This window comes from Streptomyces sp. NPDC004658 (genome assembly GCF_040609555.1).
Taxonomy (GTDB): Bacteria; Actinomycetota; Actinomycetes; order Streptomycetales; family Streptomycetaceae; genus Streptomyces.
Map to the genome: position 1 here is coordinate 1 of NZ_JBEXKG010000150.1, position 18,480 is coordinate 18,480.

17 protein-coding genes are annotated in these 18,480 nt (G+C 73.3%); 7 read left to right on the plus strand and 10 right to left on the minus strand.

What is annotated here, in order from left to right:
• Positions 1-327 (minus strand): alpha/beta hydrolase (locus ABZV94_RS33265; protein ID WP_356347087.1); only part of this gene is annotated, 327 nt, incomplete at its 3' end.
• Positions 328-757: 430 nt separating this feature from the next.
• On the opposite strand from ABZV94_RS33265, the gene ABZV94_RS33270 reads away from it, so the two are divergent.
• The 4 genes from ABZV94_RS33270 (at position 758) to ABZV94_RS33285 (ending at position 4,688) form a co-directional block, all read left to right on the plus strand.
• A complete protein-coding gene (locus tag ABZV94_RS33270) occupies positions 758-2,626 on the plus strand; it encodes an amidohydrolase (RefSeq protein WP_356347124.1) in 1,869 nt (622 codons plus the stop codon).
• Between the two features lie 105 nt (positions 2,627-2,731).
• Positions 2,732-3,394 (plus strand): hydrolase, encoded by a 663-nt coding sequence (locus tag ABZV94_RS33275; RefSeq protein WP_356347090.1) that lies wholly within the window; start codon positions 2,732-2,734, stop codon positions 3,392-3,394.
• 51 nt (positions 3,395-3,445) lie between these two features.
• Positions 3,446-3,970: a DoxX family protein gene (locus tag ABZV94_RS33280; protein WP_356347092.1), complete on the plus strand. Its 525-nt coding sequence runs from the start codon at positions 3,446-3,448 to the stop codon at positions 3,968-3,970.
• On the plus strand, positions 3,951-4,688 hold the full coding sequence (locus tag ABZV94_RS33285; RefSeq protein WP_356347094.1) for a YoaK family protein: 738 nt from the start codon (positions 3,951-3,953) through the stop codon (positions 4,686-4,688). Before ABZV94_RS33280 ends, ABZV94_RS33285 begins: the two co-directional genes overlap by 20 nt.
• A gap of 35 nt (positions 4,689-4,723) precedes the next feature.
• Here ABZV94_RS33285 and ABZV94_RS33290 read toward each other — a convergent pair whose 3' ends face one another.
• Positions 4,724-5,689, minus strand: a complete 966-nt coding sequence (locus ABZV94_RS33290) for a helix-turn-helix transcriptional regulator (RefSeq protein WP_356347097.1) — start codon at positions 5,687-5,689, stop codon at positions 4,724-4,726.
• Positions 5,690-5,893: 204 nt separating this feature from the next.
• On the opposite strand from ABZV94_RS33290, the gene ABZV94_RS33295 reads away from it, so the two are divergent.
• Entirely contained in the window at positions 5,894-7,537 is a 1,644-nt protein-coding gene (locus ABZV94_RS33295; RefSeq protein ID WP_356347099.1) for an MFS transporter, read from the plus strand.
• A 7-nt stretch (positions 7,538-7,544) separates the two neighbouring features.
• Here the strand turns inward: ABZV94_RS33295 and ABZV94_RS33300 are convergent, their stop codons facing one another.
• From ABZV94_RS33300 to ABZV94_RS33335, 8 genes are all read right to left on the minus strand, one after another.
• Positions 7,545-9,287, minus strand: a complete 1,743-nt coding sequence (locus ABZV94_RS33300) for a pyruvate dehydrogenase (RefSeq protein ID WP_356347102.1) — start codon at positions 9,285-9,287, stop codon at positions 7,545-7,547.
• Between the two features lie 78 nt (positions 9,288-9,365).
• Positions 9,366-10,559, minus strand: a complete 1,194-nt coding sequence (locus tag ABZV94_RS33305; RefSeq protein WP_356347105.1) for an XdhC/CoxI family protein — start codon at positions 10,557-10,559, stop codon at positions 9,366-9,368.
• Positions 10,560-10,579: 20 nt separating this feature from the next.
• Positions 10,580-11,569, minus strand: a complete 990-nt coding sequence (locus ABZV94_RS33310; RefSeq protein ID WP_356347107.1) for an amidohydrolase family protein — start codon at positions 11,567-11,569, stop codon at positions 10,580-10,582.
• Positions 11,570-11,634: 65 nt separating this feature from the next.
• Positions 11,635-12,117, minus strand: a complete 483-nt coding sequence (locus tag ABZV94_RS33315; protein WP_356347109.1) for a (2Fe-2S)-binding protein — start codon at positions 12,115-12,117, stop codon at positions 11,635-11,637.
• Positions 12,114-13,046 (minus strand): FAD binding domain-containing protein, encoded by a 933-nt coding sequence (locus ABZV94_RS33320; protein ID WP_356347111.1) that lies wholly within the window; start codon positions 13,044-13,046, stop codon positions 12,114-12,116. The genes ABZV94_RS33315 and ABZV94_RS33320 overlap by 4 nt, the downstream gene beginning before the upstream one ends.
• Positions 13,043-15,319 (minus strand): xanthine dehydrogenase family protein molybdopterin-binding subunit, encoded by a 2,277-nt coding sequence (locus ABZV94_RS33325; RefSeq protein WP_356347114.1) that lies wholly within the window; start codon positions 15,317-15,319, stop codon positions 13,043-13,045. The genes ABZV94_RS33320 and ABZV94_RS33325 overlap by 4 nt, the downstream gene beginning before the upstream one ends.
• Before the next feature lie 268 nt (positions 15,320-15,587).
• Positions 15,588-15,926 (minus strand): GNAT family N-acetyltransferase, encoded by a 339-nt coding sequence (locus ABZV94_RS33330; protein WP_356347116.1) that lies wholly within the window; start codon positions 15,924-15,926, stop codon positions 15,588-15,590.
• A 20-nt stretch (positions 15,927-15,946) separates the two neighbouring features.
• Entirely contained in the window at positions 15,947-16,936 is a 990-nt protein-coding gene (locus ABZV94_RS33335) for a pirin family protein (RefSeq protein ID WP_356347119.1), read from the minus strand.
• A 320-nt stretch (positions 16,937-17,256) separates the two neighbouring features.
• Here ABZV94_RS33335 and ABZV94_RS33340 point away from each other — a divergent pair, with 320 nt between their 5' ends.
• Positions 17,257-17,700: an SsgA family sporulation/cell division regulator gene (locus ABZV94_RS33340; protein ID WP_356347121.1), complete on the plus strand. Its 444-nt coding sequence runs from the start codon at positions 17,257-17,259 to the stop codon at positions 17,698-17,700.
• A 125-nt stretch (positions 17,701-17,825) separates the two neighbouring features.
• On the plus strand, positions 17,826-18,401 hold the full coding sequence (locus ABZV94_RS33345; protein WP_030640487.1) for a DNA starvation/stationary phase protection protein: 576 nt from the start codon (positions 17,826-17,828) through the stop codon (positions 18,399-18,401).
• The last annotated feature ends 79 nt before the right edge of the window (positions 18,402-18,480 follow it).

The window sequence follows — 18,480 nt, forward strand, 5'->3', positions numbered from 1 at the left end:
GAGTTCGCGCACGAGGCGGTCGTGGGTGTGGGCGTTGCCGAAGACCCAGCCGGCGCCGTGGATGTAGAGGATCACCGGGAGGGTGCCGGTGGTGCTGGCGGGCCTGACGATGCGTGCCCGGACGCTGCCGGTGGGGCCGCCGGGGACGGTGATCCACTCCTCGTCGACCGCCGGCTTGTCGATCTCGCCGGACTGGACCTCGTCGACGGCCTTGCGGCCCTCGGCCGGGGGCAGGTCGAACAGGTAGGGCGGGTTGGCGGTCGCCTGCGCGAACTCGGCCGCGGCGGGCTCCAGCACCGGCTGGGCCGGCGCCTGGGCATCAGACATGCGAATCTCCTGGGAATGCGTCGGGGACGCCGGTCGTTCCGGCACACGAGCCGGATGGTCGTGCTGGACACTCCGGCGCCGCTGAGCGCAACCGTAGAGCGGCTGTCCGCGCGGTGATTGCCCGTCCGTGCACGCCCGACGTCCCCAAAGTGCACGAACAGCGCACCCCGCGCGCCCGGTGCGCTGTGGGCAACGGACCGGTGCACGGACAGGACACACGGCGGTGTTCCCCGGGCCTAGCGTGTGGGCACAGCGGTCGCGGTTCGCCCATCGGCACGACGGCGGACTCTCGCGCCATCACCGCGCTTCTCGCCCGCGTCTCTGATCGCCCTCCTCGTCGCTCGTCCGCCGCTCTCGCCGGCCGCCGAGCGCGAGCGCGGCGCACATCCAGGACGCCCCTCACCCAGGAGGTCCCGCACACGTGTCTGCCATGCCGGTCGGCGGGCTGGTTCCCCAGGCCACCGACGATGCCGCGGAGCTGGTCGTCCGCAACGCCAGTATCCATACGGGGGACCCGCGCCACCCGCGTGCCGAGGCACTCGCCGTGCGAGGCGGTGTCATCACGGTCGTCGGCGGCGACAAGGACGTCGCCCCGCACGTCGGGCCCGCCACGAAGGTGGTGGACGCGCTGGGCCGGCGGATGATCCCGGGGCTCAACGACGCTCATCTGCACGTGATCCGGGGCGGTCTCAACTACGTCCTGGAGCTTCGCTGGGACGGCGTCCGCACGCTCCGGCAGGCCCTGGCGATGCTGCGGGAACAGGCCGCGCGGACGCCCAAGGGCCAGTGGGTGCGGGTGGTCGGAGGCTGGTCGGCCGACCAGTTCGCCGAGCGGCGCCTGCCGACCGTGGCCGAGCTGAACGCCGCCGCCCCCGACACCCCGGTGTTCGTGCTGCACCTGTACCAGTCGGCCGTCCTCAACCGGGCGGCGCTGCGGGCGGCCGGGTTCGGCAAGGACACGCCGGACCCGAAGGGCGGACAGATCGTCCGCGGCCGGGACGGGGAGCCGACGGGCATGCTGCTGGCCGCGCCGAGCGCCCTCGTCCTGTACTCGACGCTGGCGAAGGCGCCGGTGCTGGAGGACGAGGACAGGAAGGTGTCGACCCGTCACTTCCTGCGCGAACTCAACAGGTTCGGCCTGACGTCGGCGATCGACGCCGCCGGCGGCTTCCAGAACTTCCCCGAGAACTACAGCACCGTCATCGAGCTGGCGAAGGCCGGTCAGCTGTCGCTGCGCATCGCCTACCACCTCTTCCCGCAGACCGCGGGCCAGGAGATCGCCGACCTCACCCGCTGGATCGAGACGGCCCGCCCGGAGGACGGAGACGCGTGGCTGCGTCTGAACGGCGCGGGCGAGAACCTCACCTGGGCGGCGGCGGACTTCGAGAACTTCAGCCAGCCGCGCCCGGAACTCGGCGACTACGAGGGCGAGTTCGAGAAGGCCGTACGTCTCCTCATGGAGAACGGCTGGGGATTCCGGCTGCACGCCACGTACGACGAGACCATCCGCCGGGATCTCGCGGTCTTCGAGAAGCTGGCCGCCGAGGGGCTCTTCCCGGCCGGGAACCGGTGGCTGTTCGACCACGCGGAGACCGTGTCCGCGGAGAGCCTCGACCGTGTCGCCGCGCTCGGTGGCGCCATGTCCGTCCAGAACCGGCTGTACTTCCAGGGCGAGGCGTTCCTGCGCCGCTACGGCCCCGGAGCCGCCGCGGACGCCCCGCCCGTCCGCGCCATGCTGGACCGCGGACTGACCGTGGCCGCCGGCACGGACGCCACCCGGGTCTCCACCTACAACCCCTGGGTCGCCCTGCACTGGCTGGTGAGCGGACGCGACATCGGCGACCTCGTGCTCCGCTCCCCCGGCAACCGTGTCGACCGGGAGACGGCACTGCGGATGTTCACCGTCGCGGGCGCCGAACTGACCGGCGAGGAGCAGGTCAAGGGCGTGCTGCGGCCGGGGTGTTACGCGGACCTCGCGGTGCTGTCCGACGACTACTTCACCGTGCCGGAGCCGGAGATCGCGCACATCGAGTCGCTGCTCACGGTCACCGGCGGCCGGATCGTCTACGCCGCCCGCGAGTACGAGGGCCTGGACGAGGAACTGCCGCCCGTCACCCCCGCCTGGAGCCCGGTAGCGCACTTCGGCGGCTACCAGGCGTCCCGGCCGGCCGGTGTGCGCCAGGCGGAGGCCCTCGGCGAGGCCGTGGCGGAGTCGGAGCAGCACCGCGCCTGGCGCGCACGGCGCGGTCTGGCCCCCGGCGCCGCCGACATGCCGTTCGACCCCTGCTTCGTCCTCTGAGCGATCCCCTGATCGTTCGCACCCACAGACCCCGTCCCCAGGACGGTTGTTCCCCGGCGCGGACGCCCGTCCCCGCCGCTGTTCATGAAATGGAAAGGCACTCTCATGGTCGACATCGCCCAGGTCACCGCGTCCCCCAGCCCCGACCTGCTGACCCCGGACAACTGCGCGGTGCTGTTCGTGGACCACCAGCCGCAGATGTTCTTCGGCACCGGCAGCGGCGACCGGACCGCGATCATCAACTCCACCCTGGGTCTGGCCAAGGCCGCCAAGGTCTTCGACGTGCCGGTCGTGCTGAGCACCGTGGCGGCCGAGTCGTTCTCGGGTCCGATCCTGCCGCAGCTGGCGGACGTGTTCCCGGACCAGAAGATCATCGACCGCACCACGATGAACGCCTGGGAGGACACCGCGTTCGTCGAGGCCGTCAAGGCCACCGGCCGCAAGAAGCTCGTCATCGCCGGTCTGTGGACGGAGGTCTGCGTCGTCCTGCCGGTGCTCTCCGCCATCGCCCAGGGCTACGAGGTGTACGTCGTCACCGACGCGTCCGGCGGTGTCAGCCCGCAGGCCCACGAGCACGCCGTCCAGCGCATGATCCAGGGCGGCGCCGTGCCGGTGACCTGGGTGCAGGTGCTGCTGGAGCTGCAGCGTGACTGGGCCCGCGGCGAGACGTACGTGCCGGTGACAGAGGTCGTGAAGGAGCACGGCGGCACCTACGGCCTCGGCCTGGTGTACGCCCAGACCTTCATCGGCGGCCACGCGGCCGGCTGATCCTCCCCCAGCGCAGCGAGCAAGGACTGAGTCAGGAACAGGCAGGAAGAGATGGACGCGGGACTGCTGGTCCTCCGGGTGGTGGCGGGGCTCCTCATCGCCGGCCACGGAGTGCAGAAGGTGAGCTTCCGGCTCGGGGGCCACGGCTTGGCAGGCGGAACGGAGGAGTTCCGGCACGACGGGTTCCGCGGCGGCCGGCTGACCGCGGTCGTCGCGGGCGCCAGCCAGATCGGGGCCGGCCTGTTCCTGACCGCCGGTCTGCTCACGCCCCTGGCGGCGATGGCCGCCATGGGGGTGATGACGGTCGCGGGCACCGTGAAGTGGCCCAAGGGCCTGTGGGTGCAGAACGACGGCTACGAGTACCCCCTGGTCCTCGTGGTCGTCTCCGTGGCGCTGGCCCTCACCGGGCCGGGCGCGTGGTCGCTCGACCACGCGCTGGGTATCACGCCGTGGCCGGTGTGGGTCGCGGTCGCCGCGATCGTGACCGGCCCGGCGAGCGGGCTGCTGACCCGTGTGGTACTGCACCACTCGTCCCTGGCAACGGAAGGAAGCACCCATGCGCAGCCTGCTGACTGACGCGGTCCACACACTGGTCCCGCCCAAGGGCGACCGGCACGGCCCGCTGCCTCCCCTGATGCTGGTGCTGACCGTGGTCACCGGTCTGGTCGACGCGGTGAGCTATCTGGCGCTGGGCCACGTCTTCGTCGCCAACATGACCGGCAACGTGGTGTTCCTCGGGTTCGCCCTGGCGGGTGCCCAGACCCTGTCCGTACTCGCCTCCGTCGTCGCGCTGGCGGCGTTCCTCGCCGGCGCGCTGAGCGGCGGCCGGCTGGGCACCCGGTTCGCGGGGCATCGCGGGCACCTGCTGAAGACGGCCACCGCCGCGCAGACGGTGCTGGTCGGCGTCACGGTGGTCGTCACGGCGGTCGCGGACGGCCGGGTCACCACCGGGGTCGAGTACACGCTCATCGTGTGCCTCGGGCTCGCCATGGGGCTGCAGAACGCGGTCGCCCGGCGCCTGGGCGTGCCGGACCTGACCACGACCGTGCTGACGCTGACCCTGACCGGTCTGGCCGCGGACTCCCCGCCGGCGGGCGGTGCGGCGCCCAGGCCCGGCCGCCGGATCCTGTCCGTGCTGGCGATGCTGCTCGGCGCCCTCGCCGGCGCGGAACTCGTCCTGCGCGGCCACCTCGTGCTCACCCTGGGCCTGTGCCTGCTGCTCCTGGCGGTCACCTCCGTGGCGACCCACCGCCTGTCCGGCGACGGTGCCGCCTGGACGCGGCCACCGTCCTGACGCTTCGTCGGTGTCTCCACGCACAGCTCCTGTGGTCATCCCCCGGCCTCCCGGTCACCCCGCCCGGCGAACTCCCGCCACTCGCTGGGCGACATCCCGTACGTGGCGCGGAACACGCGGCTGAAGTGGGTGGGGCTCGCGAAGCCCCAGCGACGCGCGACGGCCGCGATGGTCATGTTCTCCGCGGAGCGCAGGGTGAGGAAGCGCCGGCACTCGGCCAGCCGCCGGCGCTGGATCAGCCGCCCGACGGTCGTGCCCTCCTCCCGGAACAGCTTGTGCAGGTAGCGCACGGAGATGTGGTGGGCGCGGGCGATCGTCTCCGGAGACAGGTCCGCGTCGCTCAGCCGCAGGTCGATGAAGTCCAGGATGTCCGACATCAGCGGCGTCCGGGTGCCCGGCTCCCGTCCGCGCGCCTGGTCGGCCAGATGCTCGTCGGCCAGGGTGGTCAGCAGGCTCACGGCGTTCCAGGCGAGCAGGTCGCCGAGCACGGACCGGGCCCCCACCGCGGTGTCGGCGAAGTCGGACAGGAACGGCGAGAGCAGGGCACCCAGCCGGGACGCGGGGGTGACCGGGGCCTGCGTGAGGCGGGGCACGTCGGACCGGGCGAGCCCGAGCAGTTCACACGGGAGCAGGAACACCTTCAGGCGGGCCTGCCGCGGGAAGTCCAGCGCCGCGGGCTGGTGCACGTCGTAGAAGCAGATGTCACCGGGGCCCAGGCGCACGTCCGCGGCGGGCTTGCGCGCGGGTGAGGCGCCACCGGTGCCGCGCAGCCCCACGAAGAGGTACTCGCCGCTCTCCCGGGCGATCAGTCGTCGGGGACGCGCGGCGGGGCCCGGGGGCGGACACGGCTGACTCTCCCGGGGCAGGCGTGCGGGTACGGCGTCCCTGACCACGATGTCCAGACCCATGGGCATCCGCCGCACCCCGCCGCCCGATGACGTGCCGGCCGTGGAGGTGCCGGCCGTGCGCCCGCCGATGAGGGTCGTGCCTGTGGGAGACATGAACCGCCCTTGCCTGCCGAACCGTTGTCGCATGGAGCGGCGACGGCGTCGGAAGATCCGGACCCGGCTCCGCTTCGCCCGGAGCGTAGGCCGGTGGATGTGCGAAAAGAGTGACAAGACAGTGACCGGGGGCTGCGCTGCCGGATCACACCCCATGCGCTCCTGGTCAAGAGCCGGGGGGCGGCGGCCCCTACTGTCCCGGGCATGAGCAGCGCATCTTCGGCCTCCGCCCCCGCCGCGGCCGACTCCCCCTGGGCCCCGCTCGCGGCGCGCGTCTTCCGCGCCCTGTGGATCGCCCAGCTGGTCTCGAACATCGGCAGCTGGATGCAGACGGTGGGCGCGCAGTGGCTGCTGGTCGGGCACGGTGCCGCGCTGGTGACGCTCGTGCAGACCGCCGCCGGCCTTCCCGTGGTCCTGCTGGCCCTGCCCGCCGGGGTGGTCGCCGACCGCTTCGACCGGCGCTCGGTGCTGCTGGCCGCGCAGTGCGCGATGCTCGCCGTGTCCGGTGTACTGGCCGTGCTGGCGTTCCTGGACGCCCTGACGCCGGCCCTGCTGCTCGCGCTCACGTTCCTGCTCGGCTGCGGCACCGCGCTGATGGGCCCGGCGTGGCAGGCGATCCAGCCGGAACTGGTGGAGCGCCGGCGGCTCGGTCAGGCGGCGGCACTGGGCGCGGTGAACGTGAACCTGGCCCGTGCCGTGGGTCCCGCGCTCGGCGGTGCGGTGGTCGCGGCGGCGGGCGCCGGCTGGGTCTTCGCCTTCAACGCGGCCTCCTACCTGGGCATCGCGGCCGTCCTCGTGGCATGGCGGCGCCCGGCGCCGGCCACCGCCGCGGTCCCCGGGAACGACGGCCTGCTGGCGGCCCTGTACGCCGGCCGCCGCTATGTGTGGAACGCGCCCGGTGTCCGCCGGGTGCTGCTGCGCACGCTCCTGTTCATCCCCGGCGGGGCCGCGCTGTGGGCGCTGCTGCCGCTGGCCGCGAGCGAGTTCCTCGGCCTCGGGTCGGGCGGATACGGGCTGCTGCTGGCGGCGGTGGGCGTGGGTGCCGTGGCGGGGGCGTTCGCGTTGCCGCGTGTCCGTGCCCTGCTGGGTGCCAACGGCACGCTCGCCGCCGGTGCCCTGGTGTTCGCCGGCGTGCTCGCCGTGCTGGCGACGGTCCGCACACCCTGGCTGGTCACGGTCGTCCTGCTGCCGGCGGGCCTCGCCTGGATCGGGGTGCTGTCCACGCTCAACGCGGCCGTGCAGACGCGGCTGCCCGGCTGGGTCAGGGCCCGTGGCCTCGCGGTGTACCTGCTGGTGTTCCAGGGCGGTCAGGCCCTCGCGGCACCGCTGTGGGGCGCGGTCGCCGACTGGGTGGGGCTGAGCGCGTGTCTCCTGATCGCGGGGGCGGTGATGCTGCTCGGCGCGGCCAGTGTGCGCCGGTGGCCGCTGTACGACGCCGAGGGCATCGACCCCACGCCGTCCGATCACTGGCCGGCCCCTCCCCTGGTGTTCGAGCCGGGAGAGGCCGACGGCCCGGTCCTGGTCTCCGTCGTCTACCGGGTCCCCGCCGCGAATTGGGCCGCGTTCACGGACCGCATGCGCCAGGTCGCCCGCTCCCGGCGCCGCACGGGGGCGCTCACCTGGGGTCTCTACCAGGACGGCAACGACCTGGAACGCTTCGTCGAGAACTACCTCGTCGGCTCCTGGGCGGAACACCGCGCCCAGCACCACGTCCGGTGGACCGCCACCGACCGCCGCCGCGAGGAGCGGGCCCGTGAGCTGCTCGTGCCGGGAACGGCGCCCGAGGTGACCCATGCCTTCGACGCCGTGGCGGGGCCGGCCGGGTCCGGCCCCGCGTTCGCCGGCTAGGACCGGATCAGGGGCGGGGGATGTTGCGGAGGTTGGCCCGGGCCAGGTGCACCATCCGGCCGACGCCTCCGCTCAGGACGGTCCGGCTCGCGGACAGGGCGAAACCGGTGAGCTGTTCGGTGGTGATCTTCGGCGGGACGGCCAGCGCGGCCGGATCGGTGACGACGTCCACCAGTGCGGGCCCGTCGTGGGCGAACGCCTCGCGCAGCGCGTCCCGGACCTGACCGGGCTGCTCCACCCGGATGCCGCGGGCTCCGGCGGCCGTGGCGATGGCGGCGTAGTCGGCGTGCGGGTACGTCGTGCCGTGCGGGGGCAGGCCGTCGACCATCATCTCCAGGTCGACCATGCCGAGGGAGGAGTTGTTGAAGACGACCACCTTGACCGGCAGGTCGTACTGGACGAGCGTGAGGAAGTCGCCCATGAGCATGGAGAACCCGCCGTCGCCGGAGAGCGAGACGACCTGCCGGCCGCGGTCGAGGAACTGGGCGCCGATGGCCTGGGGCAGCGCGTTGGCCATGGAGCCGTGCACGAAGGAGCCGAGGATGCGGCGGCGGCCGTTGGGTGTGAGGTAACGCGCCGCCCACACACAGCACATGCCGGTGTCGACGGTGAACACGGCGTCGTCGGCGGCCTCTTCGTCGAGCACGGAGGCCACGTACTCGGGGTGGATGGGGGTGTGCCGGTCGACGTCGCGGGTGTAGGCGCTGACCGCGCCTTCCAGGGCGTGCGCGTGCCGCTCCAGCATCCGGTCGAGGAAGCGGCGCGACTGCTTCTCCCGCACCGCGGGCGTCAGGCAGCGCAGGGTCTCGCGGACGTCTCCCCAGACGGCGAAGTCGAGTTGGGTGCGCCGGCCCAGCCGCTCGGGCTGCACGTCGACCTGCACGGTGCGCACGTGGCGGGGCAGGAAGTCGGTGTAGGGGAAGTCGGTGCCGAGGAGGATGAGCAGGTCGCACTCGTGCATGGCCTCGTAGGCGGCGCCGTAGCCGAGCAGTCCGGACATGCCGACGTCGTACGGGTTGTCGTACTGGATGTGCTCCTTGCCGCGCAGGGCGTGGCCGACCGGGGCCTTGACCTTCCCGGCGAACTCCATCACCTCGGCGTGGGCTCCGGCGACGCCCCGGCCGCAGAACACCATGACGCGTTCGGCGCCGTCCACCAGCTCGGTGAGCCGGGCGATCTCCTGGTCGCTGGGGCGGATGGCGGGCAGGTCCAGGGGCATGGCGAGTTCGGGTGCCGCGTCCGGGGAGTCCTCGGCGGCGGTGTCACCGGACAGCGCCACGACCGAGACCCCGCGGCGGCCCACGGCGTGCTGGATCGCCGTCTGCACCACGCGGGGCATCTGACGCGGTGAGGAGATCAGCTCGGAGTAGTGGCTGCACTCGGCGAACAGCCGGTCGGGGTGGGTCTCCTGGAAGTAGCCGGTGCCGATCTCGCCGCTGGGTATGTGGGCGGCCAGCGCGAGCACGGGCGCCATGGAGCGGTGGGCGTCGTACAGGCCGTTGATGAGGTGGAGGTTGCCGGGGCCGCAGGATCCCGCGCACGCGGCAAGCCGCCCGGTGAGCTGGGCCTCCGCCCCGGCGGCGAACGCCGCGACCTCCTCGTGGCGGACCTGGATCCACTCGACGTCGGCGTGCCGCCGGACCGCGTCGACGACGGGATTCAGGCTGTCTCCGACCACGCCGTACATGCGGCGCACACCGGCGCGCGCCATGAGGTCGACGTACTGCTCGGCGATGGTCTGCTTGGCCATGGCACTCCTCGGGTTCGGGCCTTGCGGCACGGCCCTCCGGGCGGTGGCACGGAGGGCCTGCCTCGCGCCCGGACCACGTTAGTGAGTGCGGAGCGCGGCCGTTGTCCGTCCGCGCACGGGGTCGGTTCCGGCAGCGCACCGGTCCCCGGTCGCGGCCGGGTGGATGGGCCCGTCCAGCAGGGAGAGCGGGCGGGCGGTGCGCCCGCCGCGGACGGCGATGAGTTCCGCGGCGAAGGACACGGCGGTCTCCTCGGGGGTCGAGGCGCCCAGGTCGAGGCCCAGGGGCGCGTGCAGCCGGGCGAGTTCGCCGGGGGACACGCCGGCCGCGGCGAGGTCCTCCCGCCTGCGTGCCTGGACGCGGCGGGAGCCGAGCGCTCCGACGTAGGCCAGCGGGCGGCCGAGGGCTTCGGTGAGGACGGGGACGTCGAACTTCGGGTCGTGCGTCATCACGCACACCACGGTCCGGTGGTCGGTCTCCGTGGCCGCCAGGTACCGGTGGGGCCAGTCGACGACGACCTCGTCGGCGTCCGGGAAGCGCTCGGGTGTGGTGAAGGTGGCGCGGGCGTCGCAGACCGTGACGTGGTAGCCGAGGAGGGCGCCGATCCGGCTCACCGCGCCGGCGTGGGCGTTGGCGCCGAACACCAGCAGCCGGGGCGGCGGGGCCCAGGCCTCGAACAGGACGTGTGTGGCCCGCGGTTCGCTCGGAACGCCGGTGTCGTGGGGCCGGGACACGCCGGCCTCGTACGTCCGTACGGCGGTGCCGTCCCGGTCGAGCATCCGGCGGGCGTCGGCGAGGACGGCGAGGTCCAGGGCGGGGTCGCCGGTGCTGCCCAGGTGGCCGTCCCGCCACACGGCGACGGAGCCGGTGCCCGCGCCGGGTCCCGGCAGGAGGCGCGCCACGACGACCGGGCGGCGTGCCGCCGCGGCCAGGTGGGCGGCGGCGAGGACCCGTGCCGTGCCGTCGTCCACGGCCTGGACGAAGACGTCGATCTCGCCTCCGCACATCAGCCCCACCGCGAACGCGTCGTCGTCGGCGTACCCGAAGGACACGCACCGCGCCTCCCCCGAGTCCAGCACCTCCCGGGCCAGGTCGTAGACGGAGCCTTCGACGCAGCCTCCCGACACGCTGCCGAGGGCCGTGCCGTCCTCGTGGACGCACAGCGCCGCTCCCGTGCGCAGCGGTGCGCTGCCCCGGACGGCGACGACGCTCGCGAGGGCGCAGCGGGCTCCGGCGGCCTGCCACTGAAGCAGGCGGGGCGCCAGGTCTCGCATGGGGTCTCTCCGATCTGCCGTCAGCTGTGGTCCGGCGTGGTCAGTCCGAGGAAGCTGCGGCCGTTCGCTTCGAGCGTCGCGGCGTCGATGCCGTGCGCCGACGGGAAGCCCACCGGGTCGGGCTGCGCCATGTCGAAGGGGTAGTCGCTGCCGCAGACGATCCGGTCGGGCGAGGCGTGGGCCCGCAGCAGCGCGAGGGCCTCGGGGTCGTGGGTGATGGTGTCGAAGTAGAGCAGTCCGAAGGATTCCGCCGGGGGACGGCCGCTGCCCCGGCGCACGTCCGCGCGGGTGCGCCAGCCGTGTCCCCACCGGCCCAGCAGCGCGGGCGCGCAGCCGCCGCCGTGGACGAAGCAGATCCGCAGGCCGGGGAGTTCTTCCAGGACGCCGCCGAGCAGGACCCCGGCCACGGCGGTCGTGGTCTCCACCGGGTTGCCGATGAGGTTCACCAGGTAGTGGTGGTCCCATTCGGCGCGCGGCAGCTGCATCGGGTGGACGAGGACGGACAGGCCCAGTTCGGCGGCGATGCCGAGGATCTGCCGGGGGACGCCACGGTCGTAGGAGCGGCCGTCGACCACGGGCGGGACCGCGATGCCCGCGATGCCGTCGGCGGCGGCGAGCCGGGTGAGTTCCCGGCGGGCGGCGTCGGCGTCGTCGAGCCGGACCAGTCCCAGTCCGACGAGGGTGCCGTCGGTGCGGGAGACGGCGTCGGCGAGCTGTCCGTTGTAGGCGGCGACGTAGTCGTCGGCCTCGGCGGGGGCGTGCACGGGGAAGGCGAAGGGCGGTGCGGAGATGACGCGCGTGCCGAGTCCGGCCTTCAGGGTGTCGGCGACGACGGTGTCGATGTCGGTCATCGCGGCGGTCGGGAACGACAGCGGTATGTCGCCCAGGAAGAGTTCGCCGTCGCGGTCGTTCATGCCGCCGAGCGGGTTGCCGGGTGGCAGGGGCAGCAGATCGCGGGGCAGCCAGTGGGCGTGGACGTCGATCACTCCGGCGCGGATGTCACCGTTCATGTGTGTCTCCTCTGACGGCCGCGGGACCGCCCCTCGCGGGGGCGGTCGGTGCGGGCCGGCGTGTGTCAGGCGGTGGTCTCCCGCTGCTCCCGGGCGGCGCGGGCGATGGCGCGCCGGATGGGTTCGTAGCCGGTGCACCGGCAGATGTTGGAGCCGACGACGCCGTCGATGGCGTCCGGCTTGTCGGCGAGGTCGGGGTCGGCGTCGAGCGCTCCGGCGGCCACCATGAGGAAGCCGGGGGTGCAGAATCCGCACTGGAGCGCGTGCTCGGCGGAGAACGCCCGTTGCAGCGGGTGGGGTTCGCCGTCGGGACCGGCGAGGCCCTCGACCGTGCGGATCGAGCTGCCGTCGCACTGCACGGCCAGCACCAGGCAGGCGCGGATCGCCTCGCCGTCCATGAGCACGCTGCACGCCCCGCAGATGCCGTGCTCGCAGCCGAGGTGGGTGCCGGTGAGGCCCAGGTCGTCGCGGAGGACGTCGGCGAGCAGGCGGCGGGGTTCGACGTCCAGGGCGTGCGCGGTGCCGTTCACGGTGAGCGTGATCTTCATCGGGGGTCTCCCTGTCGTGGGGCGCGACGCGAGCGCAGGTCGTCCGCCGCCTCGGTGAGTGTCCTGCCGACCAGCACGGCGATGGCGTGCCGCTTGTACTCCACGTCGGCGTAGGGTTCGGCGAGGGGCGCGGCGTCCTCCTGGGCGGCGGCCCGGCCGGCGCGGGCGAACGGATGGCCGTCGGGGAGCCGGGAACCGGCGGGGAGCGGCGCGAAGTCGGCGCCGATCAGCGCCTGTTCGGCGGCGCGGGCCCGGAGGGGGCGGTCGGCGCAGTTCACCAGTCCGATGCGTGCGTCGCTGATCACGCCGTCGGTCACGGTGAGGGCCGCCGCGACAGCGACCTGGGCGAAGCAGAAGTGCGTGCGGCGGTGTTCGACGAAGCCGACGCCGGTGTTCCCGCCGAGCAGCGGCAGGCGTACGGCGGTGATCAGCTCCTGCGGCCGGCGCGCGGTGCGGTACGGCCCGAGGAAGTAGTCCCGCGCCGGGAGGGAGCGGGGGCCGCCGGGACCGGTGACCTCGACGGTGGCGTCGAGGGCGACGCCGATGGCGCACCATTCGGAGGCGGGGTGGGCCCAGCCGAAGCTGCCGGCCATGGTGCCCCGGGATCGGATGGGCGGGTGGGCGATGTTGACGACGGCCCGGGACAGCAGGGTGCCCAGCGGGCCGGGCACGGCGTCGGCCGGCTCGAAGGCCGCGTGGCGGACGAGGGCGCCGACGCGCAGTTCACCACCCTCGACGCGCATGCCGTCGAGTTCCTCGATGCGGTTGATGTCGACGACGAGTTGCGGCCGGATGCGTTGCAGGTGCATCTCCAGGATCAGGCTCTGTCCGCCGGCGAGCACCTGGGCCGCGCGGCCGGTGTCGCCGAGCGCCTGGACGGCCTCGGCGACCGTGCGGGGGACGGCGTAGTCGAAGGACGCGGGTTTCACCGGGCACCCTCCTCGTGCTTCGGGGCGCGGGCCGCCCGCCAGACGGTGTCCGGCGTGAGCGGCATCTGGAGCAGGTCGGGGTCGGCGATCCGCAGGGCGTCGGCCACGGCGTTGACGAGGGCGGCCGGGGTGCCGATGCAGCCGGACTCCCCCGCTCCCTTGGCGCCCAGCGGGGTGGCGGGGCTGGGTGTGCAGGTGTCCTTGATCTCGATGGGCGGGATCTCGGTGTAGGTGGGCAGCAGGTAGTCCAGGAATCCGTTCGCCAGGTGGGGTACGCCGTCCGCGTCGAACGTCATGCCCTCGTAGAGGGCCTGGCCGATGCCCTGGACGGCGGATCCGTACGCCTGTCCGTGCACCACGGTGGGGTTGAGGACCACTCCGCAGTCGTCCACGGCCACGAGCCGCAGGACGTTCACGGTGCCGAGGTCGGGGTCCACCTCGGTCACGGCGACGTGCGCGCCGAAGGGGAACGCCATGCCGGCTTCGTAGCGGTCCTCGACGCGCAACGGCCCGGTCGCCTTGACCAGTTCGGCGAGGGTCAGGACGGCCGAGCCGCCGGAGGTCGCGTGGACGGTGCCGTCGGCCCAGGCGACCGCGTCGGCCGGCAGGCCCCACAGCTCCGCGGCGCGCCGGCGGGCCTGCTCGATGAGGAGGCCGGCCGCCCGCTGGAACATCGCGCCGGCGACCTGTGCCGAGCGGCTGGCGAAGGAGCCCAGCCCTTCGGGCTGTTCGTCGGTGTCGCCCTCGACCAGGCGGACCTGCGCCTCGGGGACGCCGAGGCTCTTGGCGACGAGCGCCGGGAAGACCGTCTCGTGTCCCTGGCCGCTGGGGGCGGCGCCGCAGCGGGCGGTGACGGTGCCGTCCTCGTGGACCTCCAGGCTGCCGAACTCGTGCAGTCCGCCCGGCTCGCCGCCCGAGCGCTCCACGTAGCAGGAGACGCCGATGCCGAGCGGCAGCGCGTCCGGGTCGCCGCGGCGACGGGCCTGTTCGGCGCGCCACTCCTCGTAGCCGACCGTCTCCAGGGCGAGGTCCAGCGCGGCGGCGTAGTTCCCGCTGTCGTAGCGGCGGCCGGTGGGGGTGTCGTACGGGAAGGCGTCGGGCGGGATGAAGTTGCGCCGGCGCAGCTCGACCGGGTCGATGCCGAGCCGCCGGGCGAGCAGGTCCATGGTGCGCTCGATGGCGATGGCGGCCTCGGGGCGTCCGGCGCCACGGTAGGGGTAGGTCACCATGGTGTTGGTGAGGACCGAGCGCAGGGTCGCGTGGACGTGCGGGGTGGTGTACGCGCCGGGCGCCATCCACGCCGTCTGCATGGGCAGTCCGACGCCGAGGTGGGGGTAGGCGCCGACGTCCGCGTTGATCGTCAGCTCGTAGGCCAGCAGGTGCCCTTCGGCGTCGGCGGCGAGCCGGACGGTCTGGTCCTGGCCCCGGCCGCGGGTGGCGACGAGCATCGACTCCAGGCGGTCCTCGATCCAGCGCACGGGCCGGCCGAGCGTGACGGCCAGGTGGGCGACGACCACGAACTCGGGGAAGGCGGCGCTCTTGGAGCCGAAGGCGCCTCCGGTGTCCGGGACGACGACCCGGATCCGGTCGGCGGACCAGCCGAGCAGCGCGGCGAGTTCGCGGCGCAGCCGGTGCGGCATCTGGTGCCCCGACCAGACGGTCAGCCGGTCCCCCTCCGGCACGGCGAGGATCGTGCGGCACTCCATGGGGCTGGGCATGAGCAGCTGCTGCCGGTAGGTGGCCTCGACGACGGCGGCGGCGTCCTGCCAGACGGCCGGGTCGATGGGAGTACCGGCCTCGCCCCGCAGAGCGGTGTTGCTGAGACCGTCGAACAGGCGGACCGAGTCGTCCAGGGCCGCGGACGGTGTCACCATCGCGGGCAGCGGATCGATCACGGCGGTGACCTCGGCGGCCCCGTCCTCGGCCCGGTAGCGGTCCTCGCCGAGGACGACCGCCAGCGCCTCGCCCGGGTAGCGCACCCGGTCCTTGACGAGCGCCGGCCACTCCCGGCCCGCAACGGCTTCCTCCGTCGACAGCCGGGCGAGCAGGGTGTGCGGAACCGGCGGCAGGTCCGGCAGGTCGGCGGCCGACCACGCGCCCACCACACCGGGCACGTCGCGCGCCGCGGCGCAGTCCACGCTCCGCAGCGAGCCGTGGGCGACCTCGCTTCTCACAAATGCGGCGTCCAGACATCCCGGCACGTGAATATCGGCGACGTACCGGCCTTTTCCGGTGAGCAGTCGTTCGTCCTCGCGCCTTGTCCATCGCTCCACAACAACACCTCGTTCGTGTGGGGGCGGGAATTGACCGGGGCGACGGCCGTATCCGGCGGCAGGCGTGGCGCGGGATATTCGGCTCGTCGCTGCGTGGCCGTTCCCGGGGAACGCCACGCCGGTGGAATTCGACTGCCTGGACACTAACCGCGGTGGCGGCCGCGGAGCGAGGGGGACACGAGCGGTGTGCGCTGTGGGACCAGATACGTGCGCTGCGCGGACAGCAGGCCGCCGGCCCTGGAGGGCCGGCGGCCGGGGCGCGGCCCGGTCAGCCCAGTTCGGTGTCCAGCCACCGCAGGACGTCGGGCGTCACGGGGTCGACCAGGTCGGCGAACTCCTCGTGGCGCTTGAGGAACTTGGCCACGTACGGGCAGACGGGCACGATCCGCTTCCCGGACTCCCGTACGTCGGTGAGGGCCTCCTGGACGAGCCGGGAGGCCAGGCCCTGTCCGGCGAAGGCGTCGTCGACCTCGGTGTGGTAGAAGACGCGCTGCGCGTCGCGGTCGCGGTAGGCGGTCAGCCCGGCGCGCTTGCCGTCGACGAGTATTTCGTAGCGATTCTTGGCGTCCACACGCTCGACGACCGGGGCGGCGGAAGGCTGGCTCATGGGGTGCCTTTCGGATGGCGTCAGTGACGCGGCGGATTCCTGCGCGGGGTGATGGTGGCATTCGGCAGGACGGGGGCGGGAAGACGGTCTCCCGGATATCCCTCGACAGCGCCGAAACGGTCGGACGAGTTCTGCCAGTCCTCGCGCGCCCTGACGATGTCGTCGTGGCTCCGGCCGATGAAATTCCACCACATGACGATCTCCTCCTCGAAGGGGGTTCCGCCGAGGAGGACCGTCCGCGCGATGTCGTCCGACTCGTTGACCAGGGTCAGCGTGCCGGGGCCCGGGTGGACATAGCCCAGCTCGGCGGGCTTCAGGAGCACGTCGGCCAGGCGGACGGCGCCCTGGTCGACCAGGAGCCCGTGCTCGAAGCCGGGGTCCACGGCGAGCGTGACGGCCGCGTGCGGCTCGAGGACGATCTCGGCGCCGAGCAGGGGCGTGAAGGCCGGCACCGGGGAGGTGCTGCCGGCGAGGGAGCCGAGGAAGACCCGGATCTCGGCGCCGTCGGTCCGTACGGGCTCGGGGACGTGGTGCCGGAAGTCCCGGGCGGTGGCGCGGTGCTCCTCGGGGAGCGCCACCCACAGCTGGACGCCGTGCAGGACGGTGGTGCGCGGGGTGGAGACCTCGGAGTGGCTGATGCCGTACCCGCTGGTCATGAGGTTCAGCTCGCCGGGCCGTACGAGGGCGTGGCTGCCCAGGCTGTCGCGGTGCTCGATCTCGCCGCTGAAGAGCCAGCTGACGGTCTGGAGCCCGGTGTGGGGGTGGGGGGCGACGTCCATCCCGCCGGTCTCGGCGACGTCGTCGGGGCCGTAGTGGTCGGCGAAGCACCAGGCGCCGATCAGGGTCCGGGCGCGCTGCGGCAGGGTGCGCCGCACGGTCATGGCGCGCGGGCCGCCCAGGGGGACATCGCGCGGGGTCAGTACGTCGACCCGTGGCGCCCCGGCCGGTGGCCCGCCGTCCGTCTCGGTGCCGCAGCGCACTTCGACGGGCTGCGTCTCGACATTGCTCATCGGGATCACCTCTCCACCCAGTAATTGTTCTACATTCAACCACTATCCGGCCGGAACGGCGTGGACGCCGGGCGGACGGGCCGGCTGCCGGGCGGCAGCCCGAACGCCTGCCGGCACCGGGCGATGACCGGCAGCCGAGCGGCGGCCGGCACACGAACGCCGGGCGGACAGCCGGTGCGCCGAAGCGTTTCCCCTTCGGACAACACCCCGTGCACGCGTCGGCAAGCCGCGCCCCCGGGCCCGCCGTACCGTCGTCAGCACCTCGGGCCGTCAGAGCGGGCCGACACACCGAACCGAACCGTCGCAGACAGGGGGACGGCATGAGAAACGATTCTGCCGGGGTCACGGACGAGGACCCGATCGTATGCAAGACCAGCGTCCGCGTCACCGTGGCCGACGAACCGCCGATACCGGTCCCGGCCGAACTCCGGTACTCCGCGGCGGATCCCTATGCCGTCTGCCTGTCCCTGGGCGCCCCCTCCGCGCTGTGCGTCGAGTGGGTCTTCGCCCGGTCGCTCCTCGCCCAGGGGCTGCGCCGGCCCACGGGGGCCGGGGACGTGGTGGTCTACCCACGGCGCCAGGGCCGTCCGGGCTCGGTCCGGGTCCTGCTCAGGACCCACGCCGGTTCGGCCCTGCTGGAGCTGGCGAGCGCCTCCGTCACGGCCTTCCTGCACCGCACCGAGATGCTGGTACCGCCGGGCACCGAACACCGCCACATCGATCTGGACCGTGTCGTGGAACAGCTCATGGCCGGCAGCGAGTGACCCGCCCGGTGCTGCACCCGGTGCGCTGACGAGCACCCACGCGTGCGCTCAGGGGCAAACCGCCCCCTGGTCCGGCAGCTAGCGTCGACGGCGTACACCAGCACGCCATCCGCAGGAGGCACGTCATGACCACCGGCACCCAGCCCCCGAGCAGCCAGCCGTGGCTGCACCAGAAGGGCGCGGTCATCCAGGAGTTCGGAACCGTCAAGCAGTTCCCCATCGCCCTGTCCTACGAGGCGCGCATGTACTCCTGCCAGCGCCTGAACAAGGTGCTGGCCGACACCCAGATCCTCTACGGCCTCTACAAGAAGCACCACTGGATCATGCGGGGCGCGACCTTCTACCAGCTGCACCTGCTCCTGGACAAGCACGCCGGCGAGCAGCTGGAACTGGTCGACACCCTCGCCGAGCGCGTCCAGACCCTCGGCGGCGTCGCGGTGGGCGACCCCCGGCACGTCGCCGAGATCACGTCGATCCCGCGCCCGCCGGACGGCGTGGAGGAGGTCCCGGCGATGCTCTCGCGGCTGCTGGAGGCCCACGAGACCATCCTGACCGAGGCCCACGACGCGGCCGCCCGCACCGCCGAGCTCGGTGACGACGGCACCAACGACCTGTTGGTGTCGCAGATCATCCGCACCGGCGAACTCCAGGCCTGGTTCCTGGCCGAGCACCTCGTGGACACCCCGCTCGTCCGCTCCTGAGCCCGGCGGGACCGCCACGGCGGAACGGGCGGCGGCGTCCGCCGGTGCCAGACCGCTGCCCCGCCGACCGCGCGCGCCC